Raw genomic sequence first — 15,517 nt, forward strand, 5'->3', positions numbered from 1 at the left:
TGGCACAACGGCGGACTGCTTGTGGCACAACCGCAGGGGCCTGAGGCCGCAGCCATGCGCGGCAAATCTCACAACCGCGCGGGGCTGACGCCGCACCTTCGCGGGGCAGATGTCATAACTTCACCGGGCTGAATTCACGACTCCAAGGGGCCGATGGCACCCGCCACTTGCCGCCCTTTCAGTCAGTGGAGCTGTTGTGACACCGTCGTCGTCAGGTCGTTGAGTGAAAACGGCTTGGGCAAAAAGACCGAATTGGGAATTTGCGCCTGATTTTCGCCAAAGGCATCCTCGGCGTAGCCAGACACAAAAACGACTTTGGTATCGGGCCGCGTGGTCAGCGCCTCGCGCACCCATGTGGGGCCATCCTTGCCGGGCATGATTACATCGGTCACAAAAATATCGACCTGAAGGTCCGGATCATCCAGCATATGCAGCGCCATTTCGGCGCAATCCGCCTCAAGCACCGTATAGCCGCGCAGCCGCAAGGCGCGGCTGGCAAAGGCACGCACCGGCGCTTCATCCTCGACCAAGAGCACCACTCCTTCGGCCCGCGTCTGGGGCGCCTGCGCTTCGATCACCGGGGTCTGGACCGGCACTTCAAGCGGCTTTTCGTGACTTGGGAAATACAGGCTGAACGTCGTGCCAACGCCCACCTCGCTATCGGCAAAGATGAACCCGCCAGTCTGCTTGACGATCCCATAAGCGGTGGAAAGGCCCAGCCCCGTGCCCTCGCCCGTGCGTTTGGTCGTATAAAAGGGTTCAAAGATCTTTGGCAGGGTTTCGGGCGCAATTCCGGTGCCCGCATCAATCACCCGCACCACAACATAACTGCCCGGTGGCACCGTCGCGCGATCGCGCGTAAGCGGCATGGCCAGGACGGCATTTTCGGTCTCAACACGAATTTCGCCGCCCTGTGGCAGCGCATCGCGGGCATTCACCACAAGGTTCATCAAAACCTGTTCAAGCTGGCGCTTGTCCGCGCGGATCGGCAGAAGGCTGGGATCGTGATCCAGCGTCAAACGCACCTTTTCACCCACAAGACGATTCAAAAGATGGGTCATTTCCGACAGCGTATCGCGCAGATCCAGAATTTCGGGGCGCAGGTTCTGCTTGCGCGAAAACGCCAGCAACTGTCCCACAAGTGACGCCGCGCGGTTCGCATTTTGATGGATCTGCACCAGGTCGCTATAGTCCTGATCGCCCTGATCGTGGCGCAGCAGCAACAGATCGCAGTGGCCCGAAATCGCCGTCAGCAGGTTGTTGAAATCATGCGCCACACCGCCCGCCAACTGGCCGATCGCCTGCATTTTCTGACTTTGGACAAATTGTTTTTCCAACGTCTTGAGCTCGGTCACGTCATTGAGCACAGCAATCAGATGGGTCGCGTCGCTGTCACCGGCCGGGTTCAGCGACACTTGCACAAAGGTATCCTGATGGGCACCGGTGCCGCGCAGAAACTGGGGCGCCAGGCTGCCGCGCCCCTCGGCGGCCTCTTGCAGCCAGTCGATGATCGGCCGTCCCAGCCCCTCAAGCAGGTCCGACAGGCGTGTTTGCGGCGTGATCGGCGATTGCAGCAGCAACCGCGCCTCGCGGTTTGACGCGATCACCTCGCCAGTTGCCGCGACCTTGAGAAGCGGCACAGGCAGTTCTTCAATCGCGTCCCAGGCGTTGGGCATGATCGGCGCCGACAGCGCGCTGTCACCCCTATCGCCGCTGGGCAACAGATAGATTTCGCGGCGTCCGCCGCTTCCGCTCACCTCGGCCACAAGGCTTTCGACCGGGCCTTCGGCGGCATCGACGCGGTGCACCTGCCCCGATACCAGCGGCAATTGCGGGAATATCTTGTCGAGCGATTTCGCGCGCCCGCCCAAGAGTCGGCGAAAGGCCTCGTTCATGAACAACACTGTGCCCGAAGGCCCCGCCGTCAGCATGGGCAGGCTAAGCGAATCCGCCGCCCGTCCGCCCCCCGCCTTGTCGGTCAGGTCTTCGAGCCGCCAAAGATAGGCCGCGGCATCGATCTGATGCACCGACAGCCGCACATGTCCGCGCCGCGTGACGATATCCTCGCGCGCGGAGCCAAGGGCATGCGCCTTGCTTTGCAAACGAAACAGCACCGCGCCGGGATTGGCAAACAGATCGCCAAAGGCAAAGCCCAGCGTATCAACCGCATGGTCATGGAACCGTTCGCGAGCCGCGGGATTACGATAGCCGATTTCGCCGTCGCTGTCGGTCACGAAACTGGGCGTCGTATCATTTTCGACGAAACCCGCAACGGTTTGCAGCATCACGGTGTGACGTGATTTCAGCCGCGCGCCCTTGAGCGCGAGAAATCCCGCCAGCGCGGTGAGCGTCGCCCCACCGACCTGCGCGGCCAGCCCGATCAACGGATCAGGTGACAGAAACGCCGCGCCAAAGCCCGCGATGCCGATCAGCGCGAGCGCCGTCACACGCCAGCGCTGCATATCAGCGCCGCGTTCAGGTTTTGGGTCATCCGCCAGGGTCATGTCGGTTTGCGTCACGTGGTCCCGCCTCGAATCGCGTCGCCTTCATCACACCTCAGAAGTGTTAAGCGTCGCTTAAGATAGGCCAAGACTATGGAATAGCGCACGCTTTGCAACCCTTGGTTGCGAATTACCCGCGCGCGATCACTGCAAGGTAGAAACCATCCTGATCTGATGCGGGCAAAAGCCGCAGTTCGTCGACCACGTGCCAGCCCGATGTCCGCGCCAAAAATGCGTCGACCCGGGCGCGATTTTCCCGGGTCAGAAACGAACAGGTCGCATAAATCAACTGCCCCTGTGGCGCGACCAGATCAGCGGCCTGATCAAGCACCGAATCCTGCATCGCGTTCAGATCATTCAGGCGATCAGGCGTCAGCCGCCATTTCGCATCGGGCGCGCGCCGCCATGTGCCGCTTCCTGAACAGGGGCTGTCACAAAAAACCATATCAAACGGCGTATTACCTGCCAAAGTTGATGTATCCAACCGGGCAATATCAACACCCGCCCGTTGCGCTCGCTGCGGGATGTCGCGCATGCGATTTGGGTCGACATCATGGGCAAAGACCTCGGCGCTCCGGTCCGCCAACGCGAGGGCCTTGCCACCACCCCCGGCGCAGAAATCAAGGACTCGCATATCTGGCGTGATGTGACAGCGCGCGATCGCCTGCTGCGAGGCGCTGTCCTGAAGCTCGACCATGCCCTCAAGATAGGCTGCTGATTGCACAACACGCCGTTCATTTTCAGTGACTTGCAAGCCGGTCTTTACGTTACAAAGGGGTCGCGTCGTGATCCCCTCGTCCGCCAACATGCGTGCTGCATCATCGCGCGTCGTGCGTGACAGGTTGACGCGCAGATGCACCGCGGCGCGATGGCGTAGCACAGCGCAAACAGTTTCAGCCCGATCACCAAGATCAGCGACAATCTGATCCATCAGCCAATCGGGCATATCGCAGCGCACCGCCAAAGGTGCGGCCTCAAGCGATTGCCCCGCGCTATCGTCGGGGCCAAGGCGTGCAGGTGCATGGCCTTCACCGGTAAAAATCGTTTTGGGAGAGATGTTTGCATCGCGCAACGCACCTAACATCAGGGCGCGTCCCGATGCGCCACCCCCAAGCCAAGCAAACGACCGCCAACAGCGTAGCGCCCCAAAGACGTGATCGCGCACCGCTGCGCGGTCCTTGGACCCGGCAAAACGACTGCCACGTGCCCACGTGGTCAAGGCGCGTTCGGCAGCATCACCGGATATGATCCGATCGAGGATTTCAATCGCGGCTGACACACGGGCAGCGGGCGTCATGATGCGACCTTAACTTTGCCGCGCAACAATCTGAAAACCCTATCCAATCCGATAATTCGGTGATTCGCGCGTAATCTGCACATCATGCACATGGCTTTCCTTGAGACCCGCGCCGGTGATCTTGACGAAGGTGCAATCCTTGCGCATCGCGGCAACCGTGGCGCAGCCCGTATAGCCCATCGCGGCGCGCAATCCGCCAACCAGTTGATGCACGACAGCCCCCGCCGATCCCTTATAGGGCACTTGTCCTTCGATCCCTTCGGGCACCAGTTTGTCACTGGCCGCATCCTTTTGGAAATACCGATCAGCCGAGCCGCGCGCCATCGCCCCAAGGCTGCCCATCCCGCGATAAGACTTGAAGCTACGTCCTTGATACAAGATAATTTCCCCCGGGCTTTCATCGGTGCCTGCAATCATCGAGCCAACCATCGCGCAGGACGCGCCCGCTGCGATCGCCTTGGCGAAATCGCCCGAAAACTTGATGCCTCCATCGGCAATCACAGGCACGTCACCGGCGGCCGCCGCGCAATCCATGATCGCCGTCAGTTGCGGCACGCCCACACCGGCAACCATCCGCGTGGTGCAGATTGACCCGGGGCCGATGCCGACCTTGACCGCATCCGCACCTGCATCGATCAGCGCGCGGGTCGCGTCACCGGTGGCCACGTTTCCGGCGATGATCTGCACATTGTTCGACAGCGCCTTGACGCGCGACACGGCTGCCAACACCCCTTCGGAGTGGCCATGCGCGGTATCGATCACGACGATATCAACGCCCGCATCAATCAGCGCTTCGGTGCGTTCAAAGCCTGAATCGCCCACAGAGGTGGCCGCCGCCACACGCAAGCGCCCCAACTCGTCCTTGCAGGCGGTCGGGTTCAACACCGCCTGTTCGGTGTCTTTCAGGGTCAAAAGCCCCGTCAAGACGCCCTTTTCATCGGTCACCAGCAGTTTTTCGATACGTTTCGCCTTCATCAGGGAAATCGCCTCGTCCCGGTCGGCAGGTTCGCGCAGCACGGCCAGATCGCTGCTGGTCATCATCGTCGAGACCGGCTGATCATCCGATGTGGCAAAGCGCATGTCGCGATTGGTGACAATCCCCATGACGCGACCCTTGTCATCCACCACCGGAAAGCCCGTGAAATTGTAGCGGTCAACAAGTGCGCGCGCCTCGGCCAAGGTCTGATCGGGGCGCAGGGTCACGGGGTTATAGACAATCCCGGACTCGAACCGTTTGACGCGGCGCACCTCGCGCGCCTGTTCCTCGACGCCCAGGTTCTTGTGCACCACGCCGATGCCGCCGGCCTGCGCCATTGCGATGGCCATGCGCGCCTCGGTCACGGTGTCCATCGCGGAACTGAGCAGCGGGATATTCATCGCAATCGCGCGGGTGACGCGGGTGCGGGTATCGGCGGTGCTGGGCAAAACGGCAGACGCGCCGGGCACAAGCAATACATCATCAAAGGTAAGGGCCTCGCGAATCTCCATATCAGTGCTCCTATGGATGGCTTTGGCACGTGCCTATCGCATGGATACCCCCTGAACGAAAGGGCAATGCCGCGATAAGGCGACGAAATGACGGGATCGCCCTTTCCCCTGCCGCAGGTTGCACTATCGTGGCCACGACACCTGCAAAAGGGCCAACAGGCATGACCAACGATCCCCTTGTTATCTTTACACCTTCGGGCAAGCGCGGGCATTTCCCCGTGGGCACCCCGATCCTCACGGCGGCGCGCCAGTTGGGCGTTGACCTTGACAGCGTCTGCGGCGGGCGCGGGATTTGCAGCAAATGCCAGATCACCCCGTCTTATGGCGAGTTTTCCAAACACGGTGTCACCGTGCGCGACGATGCCCTGTCGCCCTGGAACGCCGTGGAGGCCCGCTATGACGAAAAGCGCGGGCTGAAAAAGGGCCGGCGTCTGGGCTGTCAGGCCACGGTGCAGGGTGATGTGGTGATTGATGTGCCCCCGGAAAGTCAGGTCCACAAACAGGTCGTGCGCAAGCGGGCCGAGGCGCGCGAGATCATCCTCGACCCGACGGTCAGCCTTTATTACGTGGTCGTGAACGAACCCGATATGCATGACCCCAGCGGCGATCTGGAGCGCTTGGCGATGGCGCTCAAGGATCAGTGGGACATTGATGATGTGACGGCTGATCTGCATATTCTGGGTGTCATGCAGCCGATCCTGCGCAAGGGTGAATGGAAGGTCACTGTCGCCCTGCATCAGGGCCGCGCCGATGATCCGCCGCGGATCATGCACCTTTGGCCAGGGTTTTATGAGGGCACGGTTTACGGGTTGGCGGTTGACCTGGGATCGACCACCATCGCCGCGCATCTGTGCGATCTGCGCTCGGGCGAGGTCATCGCCTCGTCGGGTATCATGAACCCGCAGATCCGCTTTGGCGAAGACCTGATGAGCCGCGTCAGCTATTCCATGATGAACGCCACCGGAGCCGCTGAAATGACCGAGGCCGTGCGCGCGGGCATGAACCAGTTGTTTGATCAGATCGCCGAGGAGGGCAGGATCGACAAGACCCTGATCATGGACGCGGTGTTTGTTTGCAATCCGGTGATGCACCACCTGTTCCTTGGGATTGACCCGTTTGAATTGGGTCAGGCGCCATTTGCCCTCGCGACGTCCGACGCGATCCGCCTGAATGCGCGCGATCTGGACCTTGAAATTCATCCCGCAGCCCGCGCCTACCTGCTGCCCTGCATCGCGGGACATGTGGGGGCCGATGCGGCGGCGGTGGCCCTGTCCGAGGCCCCCGACAAATCTGACGATCTGGTGCTGATCGTCGACGTCGGCACCAACGCGGAAATCCTGCTGGGTAACCGCGACAAGGTGCTGGCCTGTTCATCCCCGACCGGCCCCGCCTTCGAGGGCGCGCAGATCAGTTCGGGCCAGCGCGCCGCCCCCGGCGCGATTGAACGCTGCGAGATTGATCCGGTGACCAAGGCCCCCCGCTTCAAAGTGATCGGAAGCGATCTGTGGTCAACCGAGGACGGCTTCAGCGAGGCGATCGCCACCACCGGTGTCACTGGCATTTGTGGGTCGGGCATCATCGAAATCGTCGCCGAGATGCGCATGGCGGGGCTATTGGATGCGCCCGGCCTGATCGGATCGCCTGAACAGACCGGCAGCGACCGGATTTTCCTGGACGGGCGCACGCATTCCTACCTGATCCACGATGGCAGTGCCGATGGCGGCCCCACCATTACCGTCACCAACCGCGATATCCGCGAAATCCAGATGGCCAAGGCCGCGCTCTATTCCGGTGCGCGCCTGCTGATGGATAAATTCGGTGTCGACAAGGTGGACCGGATCGTGCTGGCGGGCGCCTTTGGCGCACATATCAGCACGAAACACGCGATGGTTTTGGGCATGATCCCGGACGCGCCGCTGGACAAGGTCACATCCGCGGGCAACGCTGCGGGCACAGGCGCGCGTATCGCCCTTCTGAACCGTGCCGCGCGCGCGGAAATCGAAGCGACCGTGCGCGAGATCCACAAGGTTGAAACGGCAATCGAGCCGCGCTTTCAGGAACACTTTGTCAACGCATCGGCGATCCCCAATGCCGTGGAACCCTTCCCGATTCTCAATTCCATCGTCACCCTCCCCACCGCGACCTTCAACACCGGCGGCGGCGAGGGCGGCGGACGGCGCAGGCGGCGCTGATGGGATTTGATGCGCAACCCATCCTGAAGGGCGCAACCCTGACCCTGCGCCCGCTTGCACCTGATGACTATGACGGGCTGTATCGGGCCGCATCAAATCCCGAAACATGGGCCGGTCACCCGGCCCATGATCGGCACAAGCCCGAGGTGTTCCGCCCCTATTTCGACATGCTGCTGGCCAGCCGCGCCACGCTGGTCGTGATCGACAATGGGTCCGGCGACATCATCGGCTGTTCACGCTACTACACCGCCCCCGACAGGCCGGGCACGATTTCAATCGGGTTCACGTTTCTGGAGTGTCGCTATTGGGGTGGCACCGTCAACCGCGCCATGAAGGCGCTGATGCTGGCCCATGCCTTTGCCGATTTCGATGCGGTCTGGTTCCATATCGACCCAACCAACATCCGCTCGCAAAAAGCGACGATGAAGCTGGGCGCGCGCCATGGTTATGATGCGGACCTGGCACTGGGGCCAGTGCCCGCGCCGTGGAAAGTCTATCGGCTGGATCGCGAGGATTGGCAGACATGAAACTGAAAACCCCACGACACCCCCGCCCCAGGGACGCCGATGCGTGCAGGGCCGTGCCGCCCGTCATCTGCTATCCGCCCGATACGCTGCCCGCGCTGCGCCGGTCCGTTTGAACTGCATCAATGCAAAGCTGTGTTTGATGGCCTAGTTTGGTTTCATGGGGCCACTGGATCATCCTGTCAGCCGCCATCGGGCGTATCTGACCATCGCGGCGATTGCCGTTGTGGCGGCAACCCTGCTGCTGATGTCCGGAACTGGATCGTCCCTTCCCGTTCTGGGGCGTTTGCCGCTGCTGCCGTCGGTCATTGTCAGCGCGGGTCTTGGGCTGGGCGCGCTTGTGTTGCTGGATTACCGCGAACGACTGCCGCAGTCCCACCTCTGGACAGCGCCAAGGGGGCTATTTGTTCTTGCGGGGCTGGGCGCATTGCTGGCGCTGCCGCCCGTCGCAATTGATCTGGCGCTGCGGTTCCCGCGCGACTTGAACCTGCCGCTGCCGGACGCTTTGTTTTTCTATCCTGCGATCGCCGTTGTCGCCGAGGTGCAGTTTCACCTTATCCCGCTTGCGCTTCTTGCGCTGATCGTGCCGCGCTGGGTTCCGGTTTGGTGGATCATCGCGCCCGTCATATTGGTGGAACCGTTGTTTCAGGTTGCCTATCTGTCAGGGCCGACGTTGCAGGCCCTGCTGGTGCTGGGCAATGTGACGCTGATCAGCGCTGTGCAGCTTTGGCTTTTCCAGCGCTATGGTTTTGCAGCCATGTTCGGGTTGCGTATCGCCTTTTACCTGTTCTGGCACATCCTTTGGGGGAGCCTGCGACTGACGCTGCTGTTCTAGCGTCCGCCACCGCGTGACGGCTTGACGATCGCGGTTCGCCCGCCGAAACTGGCCGCCCACGCCGTTCCAAACGGTCAAAGAAAGCCCCGCCGATGAAGCCCGAAGTGCCTCACTTTGCCCCGCCAGATGACGCCGACGCCCGCCGCGCCGTGCAACCCGTCATCTGCTATCCGCCCGACACGCTCCCCGCGCCGGACTTGCCCGCGCTGGCAGCGCTGCGCCAGACCGCGACCAAATCGGCGCAGATCACCGTGCCACCCCGCGACGCTGCCTGCATTGACGTGCCTGCGGGCTGTTTCTTTCGGATCGTATCGGTCGGCGGCGCGCAGGTCGGTGATCTGAACCTCTGGAACACTGCCGATCTGAGTGAGCGCTTCTATTCCGGCAAGACCCGCGCGCTGCATGGCACCCATCTGTCGACGGGCGATCGGATGTGGTCGTCTTTTCCGACGCTGCGACCGATGGCGACGATCACCGACGACACACTGGACTGGTATGGGTTCGATGAGTTTGGCGGATCGGTCCACGATGTAATCGGCACACGTTGTGATCCCTACACGGGGGCGTTGCTGAAGGGCGCGCCCTATCACCATTGCTGCCATTCCAACCTGACGCGCGCTTTGGCCGCACACCGCGATCTGCCCCTGCACGACGCCGAGGTCCATATCCACGATGTTCTCAACGTGTTCATGTGCACCGGATTTACCCGCGACACGGGGCAGTATTTCATGAAGGCCAGCCCGGTGCGCCCCGGTGACTACCTTGAATTTTATGCGGAAATTGACCTCACGCTGGGCCTGTCCGCCTGTCCGGGTGGCGATTGTTCGGCGGAACATACCTCTGATACGGCACCCTGTTTTCCCTTGCTGATCGAAATCCATGACCCCGGCAAAGCCGCCCGCGCCGCCCATAAGCCGCCCGCACCAAATGCCTATGATCGCACGCACGGTAGCCATTGACGCCCCTTGGTGGCGCGGCTATCTCAGGGGCGCGCGGGTATGGTGAAAAGGTATCACGAAAGCTTCCCAAGCTTCAGTTACGGGTTCGATTCCCGTTACCCGCTCCACTGGTTTATGTCCTACCGCTTCGCTATTTGAGGACTTGATTCATGCCCTACCGCTTCGCTACCTGAGGACTTGAACTTATGTCCCGCGCGTAACGCGGTTGGCCAACAAGGAACGCCCATATGTCCGATATTCCCCTCTCCCCGATTACCCGCCTGCACACCGGCCCCCGGATGAGTCAGGCCGTCATCCACAACGGGATCGTCCACCTTGCCGGCCAGGTGGCGGCCGAGGGGCAAAGCGTGGCCGCGCAGACCCAAGGGTGCCTTGATCAGATCGACACCCTGCTGGCCGAAGCGGGCATCGACAAGACCCGTATCCTCACGGCGCAGATCTGGCTGGCGGATATGGCGGATTTCGCGGAAATGAACGCCGTGTGGGATGCATGGGTGCCGCAAGGCGACTGCCCCGCACGCTATGCCGGAGAGGCCAGGCTGGCCACGCCCGGCTACCGCGTGGAAATCATCGTCGTCGCAGCACAGTAAGATGCCCCCGTTTCTGACCCCGCTTGACGCGCCCGCGTTGCGCGCCGCCGGTATCCCCGCCCCGTGGGGCTTTGGGATGGCGGACCGCGTGCGTTTTGGTGAACTTGATGCGCTGAACCACGTCAATAACGTGGTCTATCTGCGCTGGTATGAAACCCTGCGGGTGGTCTATCTGGAATCTTACGGGCTTTATGACCTCGCGGGGCCGGACTCGAAATTTGTCGTCAAGACTGTCGGTCTGGATTACCACGCCGAGGTGATGCGCGGGGCCGCCTATATCAACGTGGCGCGCACGGTGGCGATGCGCAACAGCAGCTTCAGCATGGACTATGCGACATTCGTGGATGGGACCCTCACCACCACCGGCACCGCTGTCGTCGTGGTGCTGAACGCCGATAATTCAAAACGTCCGCTGACGGACGCCCTGCGGCGGCACTTCATTGCAACAGACGGCGCGGTGCAGGGGTAACGGTTACACCCCGTTCTGGCGCAAGAAGCCGACCAGCGCCGCCGTTGATCCGTCCTTGTCATCGGTCCCCTGCGCGCCTTCAACAACGGGCTGCAATGCGGTGGCCAGTTCTTTGCCCAGTTCCACGCCCCATTGGTCATAGGAGTTGATGCCGAGCACCACCCCTTCGACAAACACGCGGTGTTCATAAAGCGCGACGATCTGGCCCAAGGTGAAGGGATCAAGCTGCGGATAGGCAATCGTCACCGACGGGCGATTGCCCGGAAACACGCGGTGGCGGGCCTGGCGCTCCAGCTCTGCGCCCTCGAATTTATCGGCAACCTTGCTGCGCGCCTCAGCCAGATCGCGGCCCTTCATCAGGGCTTCGGATTGAGCCAGACAATTGGCGACAAGCAGTTGGTGTTGGTGATGTAAGTCGTCTTCGTGGCCACGGGCGGCGACCAGAAATTCGCAAGGGACAACGCGCGTGCCCTGATGGATCAACTGATAAAAGGCGTGCTGCCCGTTAGTGCCCGGTTCGCCCCAGACCACGGGGCCGGAATTGACGCTCAGGTCAGCGCCATCCATGCTGACGCCCTTGCCGTTGCTCTCCATCTCGAGCTGTTGCAGATAGGCCGGCAGGCGCGCGAGATTGTTGTCATAGGGCAGCACCGCGCGGGTCGCATGACCACAGATCTGGTTGTGCCAGATGCCCACCATTGCCAACAATGCGGGCATGTTCTGCGACCACTCGGCACTGCGGAAATGGGTGTCCATCGCCTGCGCGCCGCGCAGAAAGGCGCGAAAAGCCTTGGCGCCGATGGCAATCATCAGCGACAGGCCAATCGGGCCCCACATGGAATAACGCCCGCCGACCCAGTCTTCAAACCCGAACACGCGCGACGGATCAATGCCAAAGGCCGCCGTTTTGTCACCCGATGTGGACAGCGCGGCAAATTGCGCGGCGGGATCGGACACCGTTTCACCCATCCAGGCCTTGGCGGTCTGGGCGTTGGTCATGGTTTCAATCGTGGTAAATGTTTTCGAGGCTACGATCACCAGCGTCGTCGCCGGGTCGCAACCGCGCAAGACCTGCGCGATATCGGCCGGATCAACGTTTGAGACGAAATGGCAGCGCGGCCCGTCATGATAGGGCGCCAGTGCAATCGCCGCCATCTTTGGCCCAAGGTCGGACCCGCCGATGCCGATATTGACCACATCGGTGATCGCGCCACCCTGCCCCTGAAACACGCCCCCGCGCACATCGGCGGCGAAACGTGCCATCCGCGACAGGGTCTGCAACACGCCGTCCATGACATCGACACCGTCCACCATGACCGGCGCGCCATCGAGATTGCGCAGGGCGGTGTGCAAGACCGCGCGCCCTTCGGTTTCGTTGATCGCCGCGCCGCTGAACATCGCATCGCGTTTGGCGGCAACGCCCGCCCGATCCAGCAGATCAATCAGCAGCTTGCGCCCGTCAGAATCGATGTTGGTCTTGGCGTAATCCAGCAGCATATCGCCCGCCTGCACGGAAAAATCGGCGGCGCGGGCCTGATCGACCAGTGTTTCAAAGCGGCGGTTTTTTACCCCGGCATGGTGTGCGCGCAATGCGTCCCACATATCAGTTACCTTTCTGCCCAATGCACCGTTGCGCCACGCAAGACGGCCGCGACGGGTGCTTCTTCGGGGTTAGATTGCGTGCGCGTTCAAGGGCTTCGCGTTTTTCGCGGCCGATGATGACGATATGGCGCTTCATCGCGCCCTTCAGCACATGCGCCGACAATGTAATGCGCGGTTCGGGCGCGCCGGGTGCGCGCATCGCCACCAGCAGGTCATCGCCATGCAAGGCATTATCCAACTGATCGGCCCCGGGGAAGATCGAGGCGGTGTGCATATCCGCCCCCATGCCCAACAGACAGACCGAAAGCGGCAGGTGATCCGCAACAGTGGCCTGCAATTCATCAAGCCGGTCTTCAGGGTTGGGCGCATCGGCGTAAAGCGGCACATAGGTCGCCGCCGCGGCCCGATCCACCAAAAGACGCTGGCGCAAAAGTCGCGTGTTGGACCGCTCGGACGTTTCGGGCACCCAGCGTTCATCGGTGAGCATCACCCGCACGCGCGCCCAGTCCAGATTGGTGGCGCAAAGACTGTCAAAGATCGGCCCCGGCGTGGTCCCCCGGGCACGGCCAATGACGCGTGATCATCGTGCAGCAAGGCCGCTTTCAATTCACCGGCGATGACGTTGGCCAGATCCATCATCATCATTTCCGCGTCGGCATATTCTTTCAGGTCCATCGGGGTTCCTTTCAGATCGGTCATGTGGGTCTTGACCCACCTTACCTGATTTCACGCCATTTGCGCCCGTCACGATGCATCAGCATCATCGCGTCCTCGGGGCCAGCCGAGCCTGTGTCGTAATGCTTGGGCACATCGTTGCGCGCCTGCCAGCCCTCAATGATCGGATCTGTCCAGGCCCAGGCCGCCTCGACCTCGTCACCGCGCATGAACAGGGTCTGGTTGCCACGGATCACATCCATGATCAGCCGTTCATAGGCATCAGGCACATCGTCGGCGTCCGGGCCCAGGGCATCGGCAAAGGTCATATCCAGCGGCACGTCAATCAGGCGCATGCCCCCCGGCCCCGGTTCCTTGATTGTTACTTGCAGGTTCATCCCTTCGTTGGGCTGCAACTGGATCGTCAGGATATTGCGGTGGCGTTTTTCATCACCTTCGAAAATCGAATGCCCCAGATCTTTGAACACAACGACAATTTCCGATGTGCGCGCCTTGAGCCGCTTGCCCGTGCGCAGATAAAACGGCACACCCGCCCACCGCCAGTTGGCGATATGCGCCTTCATGGCGATAAAGCTTTCGGTGTGGCTGCGCGGGTTTTCCGCGTCGTCGCGGTAGCTGGGGGTCTTGGAGGTCGCGTCATACTGGCCGCGCACCAGATGGTGTGGATCAAGCGGCTGCAAGGCGCGGATCACCTTGAGCTTTTCGTCCCGCACAGCGTCCGCGTCAAACTGATGCGGCGCCTCCATCGCGATCAGGCACAACAGCTGCATCAGGTGATTCTGCACCATATCGCGCATCGCGCCGGATTTATCATAATAGCCGCCGCGCCCGCCCACACCGACCGTTTCCGCCACGGTGATCTGGATATGATCGACGTAGTGATTGTTCCACAGCGGCTCGAACAGCATATTGCCAAAGCGCACGGCCATCAGGTTCTGGACGGTTTCCTTGCCCAGATAATGATCAATCCGGTAAATCTGATCCTCGTTGAAATGCGCAGCCAGTGTCGCGTTCAATTCGCGCGCACTGCCCAGATCGCGGCCAAAGGGTTTTTCCACGACAATCCGGCTGGTTTCATCGGCAATCTTGTGGCCATAGAGACGCTCGGCCAGGGCGCCAAACAGCGATGGCCCGACCGAAAAATAGAACGCGCGCACGACATCCTTGCGCATCAGCTTGGCCAAAGGCTTCCAGCCGCCATCGCCCATCGCATCGACGGTGACATATTCAAGCTGGGCCACGAAAGCCTCGATCGCCTTTTTCTGGCGCTTTTCGGGCCCGCCAAATTCGGCAATCGCCGCGCGGATCATGTCGCGATACCCTGCGCTGTCCATATCCGACCGCGCCGCACCGATCACCCGCGAGGTTTCAGGCATTTGCCCGGCCAGAAAGCGGCGAAACAGACCGGGCAGGATCTTGCGGCGCGCCAGATCGCCGGTTCCGCCAAAAATCACCAGATCGAAATCATCCGTCGGAATAACGCGTGAGACCATTCGCCCGCTCCTAATTCGTTAGCGCTAACGTCACCCCAATACGCAGGGGCCGCGTGCAGGTCAACTGCGCCCGTGCACCCAAGCCCCTATTGTGACGGTTTCAACTGTTTACGCGAACAACGCCATCGGGCCAAGCGACGCGCCAACCCTCGCCCGCGCGGTTCAGCATCTGATCAGAATTGCAGCTTGCAAGCCAGTCCGCGGGCCGCCCCTAGGCCTCCAGCTCCGCATCCCAGTAAAGAAAATCAACCCAGGAGTCATGCAGGTGATTGGGCGGAAACTTGCGCCCGGTATTGCGCAGTTCTTCGGCACCGGGTGGGCGCGGCGGCTTGCGCAGTGACATCCCCGACTGGCGCAGGCTTTTGCTGCCCTTGCGCAGATTGCACTTGGCGCAGGCGGCAACGACATTCTGCCACGAGGTGACACCGCCCGCCGCCCGCGGGATCACGTGGTCAAAGGTCAGATCACCGCGCGCACCGCAATACTGGCAGCAGAATTCGTCCCGCAGAAATAAATTAAAGCGCGTGAAGGCCACGCGCTTTTGAGGTTTTACATAGTCTTTCAGCACCACAACCGATGGAATCCTGATCACCGTCGAGGGGCTGTGCACATATTCGTCATACTGCGCGACGATATCCACCCGGTCCAGCCAGGCCGCCTTGACCGCTTCCTGCCAGGGCCAAAGCGACAGCGGATAATAGGAAAGCGGTCGGTAATCGGCGTTCAGCACCAAAGCGGGATGCTGTTTCAGCTTGCCCGAGGCCCGCACAAAATCTGTTCTAAAATCACCATCCATCACGTTCTGCCCGCTTCACGGCAAGGGTCGCCCCCGCTGCACATACCCCGACTATATATAGGGCACACGATCTGACAAGCCCCAGATGTGCCACAT

Annotated in this window: 12 protein-coding genes, 1 tRNA gene and 1 pseudogene; 7 read left to right on the forward strand and 7 right to left on the reverse strand. The window is 61.4% G+C overall.

The annotated features are described in order from the left end of the window. Window positions 1-182: 182 nt before the first annotated feature. The 3 genes from FTO60_RS08035 to guaB all read right to left on the reverse strand — a co-directional run bounded on the left by FTO60_RS08035 (window position 183) and on the right by guaB (window position 5,286). Window positions 183-2,462 carry an ATP-binding protein gene (locus FTO60_RS08035; protein WP_254696940.1) on the reverse strand — a complete coding sequence of 760 codons (2,280 nt, stop codon included), beginning with the start codon at window positions 2,460-2,462 and terminating at the stop codon, window positions 183-185. A 169-nt stretch (window positions 2,463-2,631) separates the two neighbouring features. Continuing rightward, entirely contained in the window at window positions 2,632-3,798 is a 1,167-nt protein-coding gene (locus FTO60_RS08040; RefSeq protein ID WP_148055472.1) for an RsmB/NOP family class I SAM-dependent RNA methyltransferase, read from the reverse strand. Window positions 3,799-3,837: 39 nt separating this feature from the next. Then, complete coding sequence (guaB, locus tag FTO60_RS08045; protein ID WP_148055473.1) at window positions 3,838-5,286, reverse strand: IMP dehydrogenase; 1,449 nt, start codon at window positions 5,284-5,286, stop codon at window positions 3,838-3,840. A 161-nt stretch (window positions 5,287-5,447) separates the two neighbouring features. Between guaB and FTO60_RS08050 the strand changes: the two genes are divergently transcribed. The 7 genes from FTO60_RS08050 (at window position 5,448) to FTO60_RS08080 (ending at window position 10,855) form a co-directional block, all read left to right on the forward strand. After that, window positions 5,448-7,478, forward strand: a complete 2,031-nt coding sequence (locus tag FTO60_RS08050; protein WP_148055474.1) for an ASKHA domain-containing protein — start codon at window positions 5,448-5,450, stop codon at window positions 7,476-7,478. Continuing rightward, complete coding sequence (locus tag FTO60_RS08055; protein WP_148055475.1) at window positions 7,478-8,005, forward strand: GNAT family N-acetyltransferase; 528 nt, start codon at window positions 7,478-7,480, stop codon at window positions 8,003-8,005. The genes FTO60_RS08050 and FTO60_RS08055 overlap by 1 nt, the downstream gene beginning before the upstream one ends. Window positions 8,006-8,162: 157 nt before the next feature. Beyond that, window positions 8,163-8,837 carry a hypothetical protein gene (locus FTO60_RS08060; protein ID WP_148055476.1) on the forward strand — a complete coding sequence of 225 codons (675 nt, stop codon included), beginning with the start codon at window positions 8,163-8,165 and terminating at the stop codon, window positions 8,835-8,837. A gap of 92 nt (window positions 8,838-8,929) precedes the next feature. Continuing rightward, on the forward strand, window positions 8,930-9,796 hold the full coding sequence (locus FTO60_RS08065) for a DUF1989 domain-containing protein (protein WP_148055477.1): 867 nt from the start codon (window positions 8,930-8,932) through the stop codon (window positions 9,794-9,796). 33 nt (window positions 9,797-9,829) lie between these two features. Continuing rightward, window positions 9,830-9,903 (forward strand) — tRNA-Gly (locus tag FTO60_RS08070). A gap of 120 nt (window positions 9,904-10,023) precedes the next feature. Further along, window positions 10,024-10,386, forward strand: coding sequence for a RidA family protein (locus tag FTO60_RS08075; protein ID WP_148055478.1), 363 nt, complete (start codon window positions 10,024-10,026; stop codon window positions 10,384-10,386). A gap of 1 nt (window position 10,387) precedes the next feature. Further along, window positions 10,388-10,855, forward strand: coding sequence for an acyl-CoA thioesterase (locus tag FTO60_RS08080; protein WP_148055479.1), 468 nt, complete (start codon window positions 10,388-10,390; stop codon window positions 10,853-10,855). 3 nt (window positions 10,856-10,858) lie between these two features. Here the strand turns inward: FTO60_RS08080 and pgi are convergent, their stop codons facing one another. From pgi to FTO60_RS08100, 4 genes and pseudogenes are all read right to left on the reverse strand, one after another. After that, window positions 10,859-12,457, reverse strand: a complete 1,599-nt coding sequence (pgi, locus tag FTO60_RS08085) for a glucose-6-phosphate isomerase (protein ID WP_148055480.1) — start codon at window positions 12,455-12,457, stop codon at window positions 10,859-10,861. Between the two features lie 5 nt (window positions 12,458-12,462). Further along, a pseudogene (pgl, locus tag FTO60_RS08090) lies at window positions 12,463-13,132 on the reverse strand (6-phosphogluconolactonase). Window positions 13,133-13,173: 41 nt separating this feature from the next. Beyond that, window positions 13,174-14,625, reverse strand: coding sequence for a glucose-6-phosphate dehydrogenase (zwf, locus tag FTO60_RS08095; protein WP_148055481.1), 1,452 nt, complete (start codon window positions 14,623-14,625; stop codon window positions 13,174-13,176). 211 nt (window positions 14,626-14,836) lie between these two features. After that, window positions 14,837-15,421: an HNH endonuclease gene (locus FTO60_RS08100; protein WP_148055482.1), complete on the reverse strand. Its 585-nt coding sequence runs from the start codon at window positions 15,419-15,421 to the stop codon at window positions 14,837-14,839. Window positions 15,422-15,517: the final 96 nt, after the last annotated feature.

Source organism: Octadecabacter sp. SW4 (assembly GCF_008065155.1).
In the GTDB taxonomy this organism is placed as follows: domain Bacteria; phylum Pseudomonadota; class Alphaproteobacteria; order Rhodobacterales; family Rhodobacteraceae; genus SW4.

Excerpts from the sequence above, each read along its gene's own strand:
- FTO60_RS08050 (WP_148055474.1), top strand. The coding sequence starts at position 5,448 with ATGACCAACGATCCCCTTGTTATCTTTACACCTTCGGGCAAGCGCGGG.
- FTO60_RS08035 (WP_254696940.1), bottom strand. The coding sequence starts at position 2,462 with ATGCAGCGCTGGCGTGTGACGGCGCTCGCGCTGATCGGCATCGCGGGC.
- FTO60_RS08055 (WP_148055475.1), top strand. The coding sequence starts at position 7,478 with ATGGGATTTGATGCGCAACCCATCCTGAAGGGCGCAACCCTGACCCTG.
- pgi (WP_148055480.1), bottom strand. The coding sequence starts at position 12,457 with ATGTGGGACGCATTGCGCGCACACCATGCCGGGGTAAAAAACCGCCGC.
- FTO60_RS08065 (WP_148055477.1), top strand. The coding sequence starts at position 8,930 with ATGAAGCCCGAAGTGCCTCACTTTGCCCCGCCAGATGACGCCGACGCC.
- FTO60_RS08100 (WP_148055482.1), bottom strand. The coding sequence starts at position 15,421 with ATGGATGGTGATTTTAGAACAGATTTTGTGCGGGCCTCGGGCAAGCTG.
- FTO60_RS08080 (WP_148055479.1), top strand. The coding sequence starts at position 10,388 with ATGCCCCCGTTTCTGACCCCGCTTGACGCGCCCGCGTTGCGCGCCGCC.
- zwf (WP_148055481.1), bottom strand. The coding sequence starts at position 14,625 with ATGGTCTCACGCGTTATTCCGACGGATGATTTCGATCTGGTGATTTTT.
- guaB (WP_148055473.1), bottom strand. The coding sequence starts at position 5,286 with ATGGAGATTCGCGAGGCCCTTACCTTTGATGATGTATTGCTTGTGCCC.
- FTO60_RS08060 (WP_148055476.1), top strand. The coding sequence starts at position 8,163 with ATGGGGCCACTGGATCATCCTGTCAGCCGCCATCGGGCGTATCTGACC.
- FTO60_RS08075 (WP_148055478.1), top strand. The coding sequence starts at position 10,024 with ATGTCCGATATTCCCCTCTCCCCGATTACCCGCCTGCACACCGGCCCC.
- FTO60_RS08040 (WP_148055472.1), bottom strand. The coding sequence starts at position 3,798 with ATGACGCCCGCTGCCCGTGTGTCAGCCGCGATTGAAATCCTCGATCGG.